Genomic DNA, 13,623 nt, shown 5'->3' with positions numbered 1-13,623 from the left:
AGCTTTGGCTCCAAGCGATAATGACTTTTTATAATGATATGCTTTGTATCACATAACTTAAAGTTATGCGAGGTAGGACGGTTAAAGTGGTTCGCAAAATGGATGTAGCTGTTATAATTAAGGTCAAATACTTTTAGCTCGTCATGGTTATGAATTTAATCCTGTCAGCTTTCTTTCTTATACTCTTGGTTGGTTTGGATATATGCGTCAATCTTCTGCTCTTGATATTTTAAAAACAGGTCAAAACGTCTTTTTGACGGGCTCAGCAGGTTCAGGTAAGACTTATACACTTAACCAATATATCGATTATCTACGCGCGCGCCGTGTACCTGTTGCTGTGACTGCGAGTACAGGCATTGCCGCCACTCATATGAATGGCACGACCATTCATAGTTGGTCGGGCATTGGTATTAAGGATGAACTGTCTGACCGCGACTTGACCAATTTATCACGTAAGCAGTTTTTGGCAGATAGATTAAAAGACACCGCGGTACTTATCATCGATGAGATATCCATGCTGCATGCCAAGCAGATTAATTTGGTCAGCCAAGTGCTTAAGCATGTACGCAAAAATGACAAAGCTTTCGGTGGTATCCAAGTCGTTGTTGCAGGCGACTTTTTTCAGTTACCACCGATTGGTAGCAAGGGCGAGAGCAATCGTGAGAAGTTTGCTTTTATGTCGGAAGCTTGGCTCGATGCCAAGTTTCACATCTGCTACCTATCTGAGCAACATCGACAGGTCAGTGAAGCGGCGAATGGTGGGCTTGATTTGGACGATATTCTCAATCAAATCCGTCGTCAAGAAGTGACTTTTGAGGCGATTGCTGCCTTAGAAGCTACCTTTGATCAAAACGTCGATATTAAGCGTACGCGTCTTTATACGCACAATCTCAACGTCAATAAAATCAATGACAAAGAGTTGGCTGATTTATCTGGCGAGATGATGCGCTTTGAAGCCACGTCTGTTGGCGATAGTAAACTGGTTGAGACGCTAAAGAAGACGGTTCGTACTCAAGATGACTTGGTATTAAAAGTTGGCTCAAAAGTGATGTTTATCAAAAACAATACCGAGCTTGGCGTGTCTAACGGTACGATGGGTGAGCTGATTGGCTTTGCTGCTGTCAAAATTGATGATAGCAAGGACGATAGTGACGATTTAATCGAAGACGATGATATTGGTAGCGATAAAGACAGTGATATTGGTAACGATAAGCAGGCTGCCAAAAGCGCAAAAGAAAAAGCCAAAAAAGACAAAGCAAAAATTAAAAAGCCGACGACACAAAAAATGCCAGTGGTTAGGTTAAATACTGGGCGTGAGGTTATCGCTGAACCGGAAGAATGGATTATCGAGGACGAGACGGGCGATGTGCTCGCAAGCTATGAGCAAGTGCCATTATGTCTAGCTTGGGCGATTACCATTCATAAGTCGCAAGGTATGACGCTTGAAGCTGCTGAGATTGACTTGTCACGTACCTTTGAGCTTGGGCAAGGATATGTGGCGTTATCACGGTTAAAATCGCTGGCAGGTCTGCAGTTGCTCGGTATGAATGAAATGAGCTTGCAGCTTGACCCACTGGCACGCGGTGCAGATAAGCGCTTTTTAGTGCTGTCTGATGAAGCGGATGCCAATTATGCAATGCTTGATGAAGAGAGCATGACACAGGCACATGAGAAGTTTATTTTAAAATCGGGCGGTACATTAAGCAAGTCAGTGATTGACGCCTACGCAAACCTACAGACAAAGCGCCGTGAACAAAATCAAGCACAAATAGACAAAAAGCAGAAACTTGGCAATCAAGTGTCTGATAAGTCAGACAGTACCTTACTTGCCACACGAATACTTCTTGAAGAAAGTTTATCTATCGCGGAAATATCGCAAGCACGGCAGCTGTCACAGTCTACCATTATGCGCCATATTGCTGAGCTGAAATCTCAAGACCCTAGCCTCGCTTGTGATCATTTGCGTCCAGAAGATGAGGTTATGACGGCAGTGGGTAATGCCTATGTGGCGATTAAAGTTGCTAATAACCCAAATGATTTTAATGATGATGGTAGTATTAAGCTGCGTCCGATATTTGAGCATTTAAAACAAAGCGCTGATTACAATACCATTCGTTTGGCATTGATATTTATTACTCCGTAGTCATTCTGAAGTCATAAATAACTTTTTAAAAGATGACTCTTTTATCTGCAACTGTTTTATTCGCGACTGCCTATATAGTTAATTCAATTTTAAAAGGGTGCAGAGCTACTGAGGTTAATTATTCGCAGCCTCTGTCTGCGTAGGCACAGCAAGCAAGAAAAATTAACCCCAGTAGTACCTTATAACATTTGTATTTATTTTATTCGCAAACGACTATATTTTGCGTGGCGCTTTTTTGATCAGCCGATGGCATTCAATTTAAGCCTTCATTTTTTATTTCTATTACAGCGATAACTTGTTATGCCTGATTTTTCTAGTGCTACCTACCGTTTGACGTCTAATCCTGCTACAGCAGGGTTTCATAAGACCAGTGACCAGACTCAGCCTTTGAGAGTGGCTGTCAATGGTTTTGGTCGTATTGGTCGCAATGTATTGCGTGCGTTATTAGAGCGCTTTGAGGTGCTAGGACGTGCTATTCATGTGGTCGCGATTAATGATTTAGCGCCTGCCGAAACCTTATTACATTTACTTAGATTCGATAGCACACATGGGCGTTTGAGCCAGCTTGGCGTGACAGCGGATATCGTACAAGATGGCTACACCGATCATCAGCAAAAGCCCTGTGCGACAGCAAAAAATGATATTCAGCTGTGCTTGACCAAAAATAATCTTACTTACTGCATTCGTTTATTATCAAGAGAAAACCCAGAGACACTGCCATGGAAAGAGTTGCAGGTCGATGTGGTACTTGAGTGCACCGGACACTATCGCTCATATGAGCAGGCAAGCTTGCATATAGAGGCGGGCGCCAAACAAGTGATTATCGGTGCCGCACCCTTTGACCATGTCGATGCTTGTATCGTGATGGGCGTCAATAGCGATGCTTTGACGCGTGACCTGCCTATTATCTCTAGCGTCTCTTGTACCACTCAGGCGCTCGTACCGCTTATTGATACCCTTGATAAGGCGTTTGGCGTTGAGTCGGCGATGATGACTGAGATTCATGCAGTGACGGCTGATCAAACTGTACTTGACCAAGCGCACCGTGACCTAAGGCGTGCGCGCGCCTCTGGTTATAATATCATTCCAACGACTTCAAGCAGTATCGCTGCGACAGAGCGCGTGTTACCAAATATGGTGGGTAAGATAAATGGTCATTCAATAAGAGTGCCAACTATTGATGTTGCTGCGATTGATGTGACATTTGTATTTGAGGCGCCAAATGTCAGTATTGAAGCGATACGTGACGTTTTAAAATCAGCGAGTCAGGCGCATTTATCGACGATCATGGACTATACGGAGGAGCCACTGGTCTCAAGTGACTTTATCCATCAGACTGAATCATTGATTATCGATGGGCAACAACTGATGCAAGTCGGTAATCAATACAAGGTTTTTGCTTGGTACGACAATGAATGGGGCTATGCCAATCGCATGCTAGATATGTGCTTGCATCTTGCTTCAAACAAGCTTTAGATTTATGATTATAAGCCGTTTCAAAAATAATTTAATTTTTTTGACATAACTGCTTGCATTCTCATTTCAGATCGCTATAATGATGCACAAATGGAGACGTGGCAGAGCGGTTGAATGCACCGGTCTTGAAAACCGACAAGGGTTAATAGCCCTTCGAGAGTTCGAATCTCTCCGTCTCCGCCAAATTCTAAAATCCCCAATCAGTAATGATTGGGGATTTTTTATATTGCTGTTTTATATTGCTATCGAGTTTAAAACCTTTGTTTTATTTGGCTAGTAACTCGTCAAATTCGATTTCCTGCCCATCCGCTAATATCATTTTACCTTCAGTGATTTCAATGCTCACGCCTGTGTTATTTTTAATAGCACGCATAACATTGATGTCTTCGATACTGCTCTCAATGATTATCTTGCCAGATTGTTCTGGAGCGATAGGCGGCTCAAACTGGGTTAATGGCACATTGAAGCGTTTATTCTTGGTCAAACGTTTCTCTTTCATCGTGAGAGTACCTTGAAAACTTTCGATAGCTACTTTGCCATGATTTGACAGCATAAACTGTAGCTTGACTTGGTTTAAGCTATCACTATCGCTGGTTTTGACTGGTAATAGGGCAACAGGATAATTGAGGTGATTGGCAGTTTCGAGCTTTTGACTGGTTACAATGGGACTTTTCTTACCCGTTGGGTTGTTTGGATGTAGGCGCTCATATTCGCGCTGTTGCATCAAAGCTTGTTTAATAGTAATACGCGGCATCGCGCCTGATTCATAGGCGCTACTAAGCTTCATACGCAGCATATAACGACTTAGCAGCTTTCTATCTGCTTCAGGTAGACGCTCGAAGGTATCGCCCAGTGTCTTTTGCCACTGATCAGAGTTGGTCGGTATGGTTTGCTGGCTAGGATCCACTTGCGGCTGCGAGCAACCGTACAGGGCAGGAAACAGCCCCAAGCTCACAGTCAATAACACAATTTTGTTTAAACGTTTGTATAAACCCATTATTTGATACCTCCATATGAGCCGTGATAGTTGTTATCTTAATGTATTGTATCTCACAGTTGTGTATGTTTATTTATCGCTAAATAAAGGTGAGTATAGTATTATCAATCGCAAAAAAAGACCAAGCACCGTTAGGGTAACTTAGTCTTTATTAAGGCTTCGAGTATTAGCTACTCAAGCGGTTAAACACTCAAATGCTACTGCTATTTATTTTCTTGCAGATCAGACAATGAATGGGTGATATTGTTATTGTGAGTCACCACAATCGCCTCATCAATAATACGCTGGCTCACGCCTTTTTTGCGTAATGTCTCAATAAAAACTTCATCATGGGCAAGCGTATAGTCTTGATGGTCACGATCAAGACCTTGACGAATATATAGGCGAATCAAGCCTTGAATACGCTTAAATCCAAGCTCTGATGCGGTCGCCGTTAAAAGCTCAATCATCTCTTCAGAGAGGCGAATACTGATAGGACGCATGATTTTTTGCGGATGATCAGAAAACTTATTTTTTATACGTGCAGGTATCATAATAAACCATTACTATTAGTGAGTAGGAATAAAGCACTCAAGCAAAACTGACTTAGTCATATCTACCCTTACCATACAACAAAAGTCGCCAAAAGAACACCGAAGCTGCATTAATAGCCATATTAATAAAGGACTAATAAATACAAGCCAAAAAAAACCTCCATCAAATAAGTGATGAAGGTTTTTTCGTATATGGCTCTCCAACCTGGGCTCGAACCAGGGACACACGGATTAACAGTCCGTTGCTCTACCAACTGAGCTATTGGAGAATAATTGGTAATAACATCAAGTTTTACAAAGGCTTTAATATGCCCAATTGCTTGTCTTGTTTGCGTTATGTGGGGCACATTTTAGCCAAGTAGTCATGAGCTGTCAACCTTATTATGAGATTAATTATAAATCTAATCATAATTGTCTAAATATCGACCATAACACCATTATTTTATCTACTTTAATAACATGTTGATGACTCAATAATAGAACAACCACTATCTATTTGAGCAAACTATTAAAGCAAAAAAATATCCTTACCGTATAATTGATATAGATAAATATCGCGCATAAAGATAAAGGACAAAAGCAGTGACCACCTTAAAATATATTGCTCATTATTCTGAGAATATCCAAAATCAAGCTGCCATGTTGATTAGTAGTGGCAAACTGGGCGATTATTTGGATAAAAACTATCCCGAGAGACACCAAATCCAAAACGACAAAGCGTTATATCATTATATTAATGACATAAAAAATCAGTATATGCGTAAAAGCAATCCATTGTCTCAAGTGACTTATAACAGTAAGCTCACCGTGCTCAAACATGCGCTGGGTATTCATACTTATCAGTCTCGCGTGCAAGGCAGCAAGCTTAAGGCGCATAATAGCATTACGGTCGCAAGCTTATTCAAAGAGGCGCCGCCTGAGTTTTTGCGGATGATTGTTGTTCATGAGTTGGCGCACTTTAAGGAGCAGGAGCATAACAAAGCGTTCTATCAGCTTTGCTGTCATATGGAGCCTGATTATCATCAGTTGGAGCTGGATACGCGTTTGTGGTTGCAATGGCGCGAATGCTAATCTATCGTGGTTGGCATAATAAGGTGGATGAATAGGATAAGCTATGGTGTCGTCAGCGCAACAAGGGACTTTAGGCCATAAGCAAACATGGCTCCTTCCTATGCTTTGTCTGCTCGCTGGCGGCGCTTTAATCGGCATTTCTACCAATTTGGCAAAATATGCAGGCGAGATTGGTCTGACGCCACTGGCATTTCTGTTTTGGTCTATTACAGGTGCCGCAGTTATTTTATTTATTTATGCACTGTGGCGTCGTGAGCTACCGCCTTTAAATAAACCTATCCTCAGCTATTATTTTGTTGCAGCATTGGTCAGTGTTGCAGGTTCCAATTTAATATTTTTCTCAGCGATTCCACACGTTGGCGCAAGTTTTGTCGCCTTGATTATCTCCTTGCCACCGCTGCTTACTTATCTTGCCGCCATCGTGTTGCGTATTGAGCCGTTTACTAGGCTTCGCGCACTTGGCGTGATCGCAGCACTTGCGGGAGCGGGCATATTGGCAGCACGTAAGTTTTCTGCGCCAGATGCCAGTGTGTTTTGGATCGTCTTGACGCTTTGTGGTCCTGTTTTGCTTGCCATTGGTAATATTTATCGGACGCTATATTGGCCAGCCAATCTCTCTGCTAGTGCGCTTGCGCCTGGTATGCTGATTGCTGCATCAGGATTGCTAGCTCTGGTCAGTATCGTTCCTCATTACTCTTTAGCGGTTCCGATGACAGCGCTTTTACCGCTTGGTGTAATTGTGCTACAAGCATTTGTATTCGCTGCACAGTTTTTACTGTTGTTTTTACTGCAAAAAACGGGCGGTCCTGTGCTGCTGAGCTTATTAGGGGCAGTAGGGGCGGTAGTCGGTGTGCCAATTGCTATTTTTTTACAAAATGAAAGCCCACCAGAAGGGCTAATCCTAGGCGCTTCATTAATCGCGCTGGGGGTAATATTGGTCACTTATGGTGGTGTAAAGATGATGAGAGCAAAGAAAGGGTCAGTAAGTGAATGACATGCCAACCTGCCAGCATTGTTATCTGAATGTCATGTTTTGTTAAAGTCACTGTGTTAAACGCCTAACTGTCTTGATTGAGTATAAGTGTTATTTGGTATAATGCAAAAAATACATGAGATCGCATTATGAACGCCTTTACATCCGATTCTAGCCCTACCTTCAAACGTCATTCTTATAAACTCTTGCAAAGTACCGTGTGGTTAGTTGCTGCATCCGCCTTATTCGCCTGTAGCCAACCTGACAGTAGCGCGTCCAATGCAAGCTCCTTACAAAATGACAATGGCGTAGCAGTCACCGCAAATGTTGCTGAATCAAACGCTCAAACGGAATCGGCAATAACAACGCCAGCCAGCAATCCAGATTTATTAAAAAACGTCTCAGCAACGGTCTACAAAGATGCCAATTGCGGCTGCTGTAAAGACTGGATAAGCCATGCAGAAGATAATGGTCTGAGCGCCACTGCGCACGATGTTACGGATTTGGCAGTATTTAAAGAGCGCTACGGTGTGCCAACTGAGATGCGCTCTTGCCATACTGCTGTCACAACCGACGGTTACGTCTTTGAAGGTCATGTACCAGCCAAATATGTGGCGCAGTTTTTAGAAAACCCACCAGTACAAGCCCTAGGTCTTGCGGTACCTGGTATGCCAGTTGGTAGCCCAGGTATGGAGTATCAAAATAAATTTGCGCCTTATCGGATTATGCAGCTTAATAAAGACGGCACTACTGAGGTCTATGCTGGTATTGTCTCAACCGAGCAACAGCTATAAGCTAGCGCTTTTTTGCTTTGTAATACCTAAATTAAATCGTTATTAGCCAAGGCGGTACCATGAATAATAAATTAAGCACCTTTGCTCTCGCTACTAGTGTCCTATTGGCACTAAGCGCCTGTCAACCAGCCAATGATAAGGTTGACGTGACTGCCCCAGAAGATGCTGCATCGCAAAAGGCTGTACAAGAAAATACTACAGCAGACCCGCATGCGGGTCATGATATGAGTGCAGGCACTATGGTCGCTGACGGCACACCAATGGCAGCTATGCTGAAAGATTACACTGACTCAATGACCAAGATGCATGAAGAGATGATGATTGGCATGGATTATAACGATCCAGATGCAGCATTTGCTCAAGGCATGTTTGCTCATCATGTTGGCGCGGTAGACATGGCAGAGATTGAATTAAAATACGGCACCGATACAGAGATGCGTAAACTGGCGCAAGAAATAATCGACGCCCAGCAGCCTGAGATCGAGCAGATGAAAACATGGCTTGCCAACAATCCTGATGGCAAAATACCAACAGCGGATACTAAAGCCATGCAGCAAGCTTATGCTAAGGGTATGGATGCGATGCATGGTGACATGATGAAAGGTATTGCTGACCCAGTACCAGACATGGCATTTGCTCGTGGCATGTTACTTCATCATGTTGGGGCAGTCGATATGGCAGCAACACAGCTTAAATATGGTAAAAATCCTGAGATGCGTACACTGGCGCAAGAAATTATCGATGCACAACAGCCAGAGATTGAGCAGATGCAAAGCTGGATTGCAGCAAATAAAAGTTAAATTTAACACCTAAACTTTAATACTTAAACCTTAATATAATGAAATGTAGACCCTTTATTTACTAAGTATTTTGCAATTCGAAGTATAAAAAAGCAGCCTCTAGAGGCTGCTTTTTCGATGTCAGTAGCTCAAAAGGCTATGGTAAGAATAACTACTTTTCACCACACTCACAGCATTTCGAACAGCGATCACATTTATCACAAGTTGATGCCGCGCTACAGCCGCACTTTGGGCAGGTACAGCCAGTATTATAGTGGATGGTCGGTATCAATGAGTGTACGTTATCTTTAGAAGTCATTTTCATAACAAATCCTCTTCCTTGATCGTTTATTCAGTCTGGCAATAATCGCTACCGCAATCAGTGGTTTTATTGTTAATACATTATAATAAATAGTGCCTGTTAACATAGGTGCTCTGCTGATAAAACGGTAGAGATGATTTTATTAAAGTAACCGCTAGATAAGTAACTATGACGAATATTGTAGTGGCTGATGTTAGAGCACATAACTGGTTACGATTATCTAAAACCACGCTTAGTATATGACAGAAAAAAGGAGTATAAGTATTCTGGTTATTCCTTTTCTGGACCTAAGCTATGTATGTGGGCATACCGTATCGGTTATTAAATAAATTTATCGTTGTAATAAGCCTTATTGGTGTCGGTGTTGCCTTAATTGACAGTGGTTTTACATTGTCCGCATGGTTACAACAAGTGTTTCACCTGTTTTATATGAGTATCATTTTACTCAGTTTTGTCACTACGCTAAGACGTTATATACGTCCAAAAACACGCCTGACGGTCAATAAAGTAGCTGTCTTTGATTTGCTGACCAGCATTGCCATTTTAATCTTGCTCGTCCTACATTTTACTGAATTGTTTCAATCTGGATTGTCTACGCCCGCTGATGGTTTTATTGCCATCAAGATTGCCGTACTAGTCACTTTCATTCGTGAAATATCAGATAATAATTTTAGTCTTAACCGAGCCTTTTTAAACCCCGGTCAATTTTTCATCTTAAGTTTTTTATCAGTGATACTGGTCGGATCATTATTGCTGATGATGCCAAATGCTACAAATCAACCCATCTCCTTTATAGATGCCTTATTTACCGCGACCAGTGCCGTCTGTGTAACTGGATTGATTGTCGTCGATACCGCAACCCATTTCACTACCTTTGGACAAGTGATTATCCTAGGTCTTATACAAATTGGTGGTCTTGGCATTCTAACTTTTGTGACTTATTTTAGTTACTTCTTTAAGGGTGGTATCAGTTACGAGACCCAGCTCAGTATCAGTGAGATGACATATTCGCCACGTATGGGCGATATGGTGACAACCTTAAAGTCTATTTTATATGTCACCTTTGGTATTGAGGCACTGGCAGCAATACTGATTTATATAAGTGTTTATGATTTGGCAGGCATGAGCATATTTGAGCGTTTATTCTTCTCTGTATTTCATGCCGTTTCGGCATTCTGCAATGCTGGATTCTCTACTTTTAGTGCAGGGTTATACGATGAATCACTGCGCTTTAATTATCCTTTACAGCTGATTATCAGTATTACCTTTTTATTTGGCGGTATGGGCTTTTTAATTGTCGTTAACTTGCTCCGCTATCTGCGTCACCGTATGCAAAGAGCGCTGTGTCGTGATGGACAGCGCTATGCCTACCAGCCGTGGCTGTTGAGTATCAATAGTCGGATCACTTTAATCACCTCTGGCGCTTTACTGTTAGTAGGGCTGATTGGGGTGATGATGTTTGAATATCATGGTGTGTTGGCTGAGCACAGCAGCTGGTATGGCAAGCTGGTAGCGGGGCTTTTTACTGCTGCGACACCGCGAACCGCAGGCTTTAACAATATCGATATGAATGCCTTGGCTTTTCCAACCATCATGCTGACCATTTTTTTGATGTGGATTGGGGCATCTCCAAACTCTACTGGTGGTGGTATTAAAACCAGCACCTTTGCCATTGCTTTCCTAAATACGTTGAGTTTGGCGCGTGGACAGACCAAAGTTGAAGTGTTCAAACGCGAAATTGCAGATAACTCAATTCGCCGTGCGTTTTCAGTTATGTGGTTGTCCTTATTGGTCATTGGGCTGGGCGTGACTTTGATCAGTTATGATCAGCCTGAGCTTGATTTGATTAAAGTGATATTTGAGTGTTTTTCAGCCTATAGCACGGTGGGATTAAGCTTAAATCTGACGACGGAGCTGTCTACTTTTAGCAAGCTTGTGGTGTCATTCATTATGTTTGTTGGGCGTGTCAGTATGCTGACGATTTTTATTGCCTTACTCAAAAATAGACATGAGCGTAACTACCGTTATCCAACGGAAGAGATTACTATTAACTAACCCGTCCCATCACTACCACTATACTATAGAGGTGAGTGAAAAGGAGTATTATGAAATTCATTATCGCAGGTTTGGGCAGTTTTGGCTCTTCGCTTGGTATGGCGCTGACCAGTCAAGGTCATGAGGTCATTGCTATCGATAGCAGTATGCAAAAGGTTGAAACCTATAAAGAAGTGATTACTCATACCATCTGTATGGATGCGACCGATGAATATACGGTCAATGGTTTACCGATTAAAGATACTGATATTGTCGTGGTAGCTATTGGTGAAGACCAAGGTGCCAATGTCATGGCGACCGCGCTATTTAAAACGTTAAAAGCACGGCGTTTGATCAGTCGTAGTATCAATCCACTACACGAAAAAGTCCTACAAGCGATTGGGGTTGATGATATTTTTCATCCTGAGAAAGAGGCGGCAATGCGCTGGGCAAAACGGCTGTCCTTGCGTTATTTTGTAGACTCGTTCGAGTTAAGTGACAACTTTAGTATTGTCGAGATTAGTATTCCTACTGATTTGATTGGTAGAACCATCGGCGAGCTACAGCTTGAACACCGATTTAGTATCAAATTGCTCAGCACCATGCGTTATGAGCACTATGAAGACAGCTTCGGTCGTATGCAAACCAAACCAAATATACAAGGCTTGGCAGCACCTGAACAAGTACTACAAGATAATGATGTGCTGGTCATTTATGGTGCTAATGAACATATTAATAAGTTTTTACGTAGTGTTGGGGTTAAAGCCCGTTAAATAAGGAAAGAGGCCATGAGAAAATATCGAGTATCTATGCTATGTCTGACTGCCCTGATATTGTTTTCAGGCTGTGATCGGTCTATACAAGATCCAAATGTGATGTTTTCAGAGAAGCATAAGGACCCAATTCAAGAGCTGGAAAAAACGTCAAAAGAAACGGATCACAGCCAGTTTGGCTACAAACAAACGTTTTATGTGCCCATATATTCGGACATTTATACCGATCGAGACAATCGCAAAGTATTGCTTTCTGCGACACTCAGCGTACGTAATACTACGTTAAAAAAATCATTATATATCAATAAAATTGATTATTATGATACTGATGGTGCCTTAGTAAAGTCCTACTTAAGAGCTCCTATTGAGCTGCCAGCGATGGCAACTCTCAATTATATTGTCGAAAAAGAAGAGGATAAAGGGGGTTCTGGTGCCAACTTTATCATTGAAGTAGAAGGGGTGGACGACACCGTTACGCCTGTCATTGAGGCAGTCATGATTGGTAATTTTAGCAATAAAGGCTTTGCTTTTAGCACGGAGGGTACGCCTGTTGTGCATTGATAAATGTATGCCTCAGTGTGAATAATCATCAAGAGTTTCATATCTATTAAGATTTGAGTGTCGAGAATCTACTGATGAACGTATTAGATCTAAGCAAAGGTAGATCGGTTTTGTGAAAAGACTTATCTTCACTCTTGCTGTTTTCTTTTATAAGGTTATTAATAATACACGGTCACAGTTACTGTATCAGAATATTTGTCAGGCTTAACATCAGTGCTCGGTACGGTAACGTATACCGTATGGGCTTGCATTGCGCCATTTCCTTCGCCGATAACACCATTCTTTAAATCTACATAAGTGGTACCGTTGTTACCCCAAACTTTGCCGCTTGCATCAGATTGCAATTGATAAGGTAAGGCAGGCTCGCCATTGCTGCCTTTCATAACGCCCTGACCATTTTTATCCTGATTCGAAGGTTCTAAGCCAATCTTATAAGAAGTAGCATTGGTGCAGGTGACAGCGATGTTATTGTTACCAGTAATATTAGTTGCGCCTGCTGAATGTATGCCTAAATTAATATCGGATATCGCATTGATAAAACAGCTGGAAAGGACCGTTGCTTGGACAGTGAAAGTGAATTGAGTGCTACCCTGATCTACTGTTGCACAATCGGGCACCTGTAAGTCTGTTCCTATATCTACCGTCAGAGTTGTATGAATACCATCAAAATTATTAGCATGAACACCTTGTAGCGCGTTGACATTACCTTTTCCTGAAAGCAGAGAGGTATTAATAACTTCGCTACCTTGAATCTTGGAGTTTCCAGCGATAGTAAGGACGCTTGATTTATATTCTTTACCGAAGTTCCGATCGCCCCAAATTTCGCCATCTGACAATGTCATATTGAATGCTAATCTGGAGCTATTGGGTCCAGTCATATACCGCGCAGGAACAATTTGGCTCTCATTACTTCCGCTACCTGCAGCAAGACAAACTGATACTTTTGCGACCGTGTCGCTTGTATTCTCACATTCGTAGCTCAAGATAGCAGTAATGTTGGCAGTGTCAGCGTTAACAGGCGTGATAGAGCCGAGGTTAATAGAGCCACTATTCACGTTTGCTGTGCAGGTGACATTGAGAGATGTCTGAGCGTTATTAGGCGTCGACCAAACTGCAACGCAGAGAATAAAGAGTAAAGATAATAGGCGATAGCCGTAGTGAAGTATA

The 13,623-nt window shown here is 42.1% G+C and carries 13 protein-coding genes and 2 tRNA genes; 10 read left to right on the top strand and 5 right to left on the bottom strand.

The features are described from left to right. Positions 1-202 precede the first annotated feature (202 nt). From M0221_RS09270 to M0221_RS09260, 3 genes are all read left to right on the top strand, one after another. Positions 203-2,143 carry an AAA family ATPase gene (locus tag M0221_RS09270; protein ID WP_483283645.1) on the top strand — a complete coding sequence of 647 codons (1,941 nt, stop codon included), beginning with the start codon at positions 203-205 and terminating at the stop codon, positions 2,141-2,143. 300 nt (positions 2,144-2,443) lie between these two features. After that, on the top strand, positions 2,444-3,619 hold the full coding sequence (locus M0221_RS09265; protein ID WP_483283644.1) for a type I glyceraldehyde-3-phosphate dehydrogenase: 1,176 nt from the start codon (positions 2,444-2,446) through the stop codon (positions 3,617-3,619). 92 nt (positions 3,620-3,711) lie between these two features. Then, positions 3,712-3,802, top strand: a tRNA-Ser gene (locus M0221_RS09260). 82 nt (positions 3,803-3,884) lie between these two features. Here M0221_RS09260 and M0221_RS09255 read toward each other — a convergent pair. The 3 genes from M0221_RS09255 to M0221_RS09245 all read right to left on the bottom strand — a co-directional run bounded on the left by M0221_RS09255 (position 3,885) and on the right by M0221_RS09245 (position 5,418). Next, positions 3,885-4,616: a hypothetical protein gene (locus M0221_RS09255; protein WP_483283643.1), complete on the bottom strand. Its 732-nt coding sequence runs from the start codon at positions 4,614-4,616 to the stop codon at positions 3,885-3,887. 203 nt (positions 4,617-4,819) lie between these two features. Further along, the gene (locus M0221_RS09250) at positions 4,820-5,149 is read right to left on the bottom strand and encodes a hypothetical protein (RefSeq protein ID WP_011514160.1); all 330 of its coding nucleotides are present in this window, start codon (positions 5,147-5,149) and stop codon (positions 4,820-4,822) included. Between the two features lie 193 nt (positions 5,150-5,342). Next, a tRNA-Asn gene (locus tag M0221_RS09245) sits at positions 5,343-5,418 on the bottom strand. A 313-nt stretch (positions 5,419-5,731) separates the two neighbouring features. Here M0221_RS09245 and M0221_RS09240 point away from each other — a divergent pair. The 4 genes from M0221_RS09240 (at position 5,732) to copM (ending at position 8,787) form a co-directional block, all read left to right on the top strand. After that, on the top strand, positions 5,732-6,220 hold the full coding sequence (locus M0221_RS09240; RefSeq protein WP_201532215.1) for a M48 metallopeptidase family protein: 489 nt from the start codon (positions 5,732-5,734) through the stop codon (positions 6,218-6,220). A 43-nt stretch (positions 6,221-6,263) separates the two neighbouring features. Beyond that, positions 6,264-7,214 (top strand): DMT family transporter, encoded by a 951-nt coding sequence (locus tag M0221_RS09235; protein WP_483283642.1) that lies wholly within the window; start codon positions 6,264-6,266, stop codon positions 7,212-7,214. 128 nt (positions 7,215-7,342) lie between these two features. Next, positions 7,343-7,987 (top strand): DUF411 domain-containing protein, encoded by a 645-nt coding sequence (locus tag M0221_RS09230; protein WP_483283641.1) that lies wholly within the window; start codon positions 7,343-7,345, stop codon positions 7,985-7,987. Between the two features lie 59 nt (positions 7,988-8,046). Beyond that, the gene (copM, locus tag M0221_RS09225; RefSeq protein WP_483283640.1) at positions 8,047-8,787 is read left to right on the top strand and encodes a CopM family metallochaperone; all 741 of its coding nucleotides are present in this window, start codon (positions 8,047-8,049) and stop codon (positions 8,785-8,787) included. Between the two features lie 151 nt (positions 8,788-8,938). On the opposite strand, the gene M0221_RS09220 is transcribed toward copM, so the two are convergent. Continuing rightward, complete coding sequence (locus M0221_RS09220; RefSeq protein ID WP_483283639.1) at positions 8,939-9,091, bottom strand: hypothetical protein; 153 nt, start codon at positions 9,089-9,091, stop codon at positions 8,939-8,941. 291 nt (positions 9,092-9,382) lie between these two features. Between M0221_RS09220 and M0221_RS09215 the strand changes: the two genes are divergently transcribed. The 3 genes from M0221_RS09215 to M0221_RS09205 are packed head-to-tail and all read left to right on the top strand — an operon-like array spanning position 9,383 to position 12,456. Beyond that, positions 9,383-11,143 carry a TrkH family potassium uptake protein gene (locus M0221_RS09215; RefSeq protein ID WP_201550869.1) on the top strand — a complete coding sequence of 587 codons (1,761 nt, stop codon included), beginning with the start codon at positions 9,383-9,385 and terminating at the stop codon, positions 11,141-11,143. Between the two features lie 50 nt (positions 11,144-11,193). Continuing rightward, positions 11,194-11,895 carry a potassium channel family protein gene (locus M0221_RS09210; RefSeq protein ID WP_011514154.1) on the top strand — a complete coding sequence of 234 codons (702 nt, stop codon included), beginning with the start codon at positions 11,194-11,196 and terminating at the stop codon, positions 11,893-11,895. A 15-nt stretch (positions 11,896-11,910) separates the two neighbouring features. Beyond that, on the top strand, positions 11,911-12,456 hold the full coding sequence (locus tag M0221_RS09205) for a DUF3124 domain-containing protein (protein WP_149409190.1): 546 nt from the start codon (positions 11,911-11,913) through the stop codon (positions 12,454-12,456). Between the two features lie 158 nt (positions 12,457-12,614). Here the strand turns inward: M0221_RS09205 and M0221_RS09200 are convergent, their stop codons facing one another. After that, positions 12,615-13,511, bottom strand: coding sequence for a Csu type fimbrial protein (locus M0221_RS09200; RefSeq protein WP_483283638.1), 897 nt, complete (start codon positions 13,509-13,511; stop codon positions 12,615-12,617). Between the last annotated feature and the right edge of the window lie 112 nt (positions 13,512-13,623).

The organism is Psychrobacter sp. ANT206 (assembly GCF_056880555.1).
Note: the sequence above shows the minus strand (reverse complement) of the source record. Positions and strands in the feature narration are given on the sequence as shown.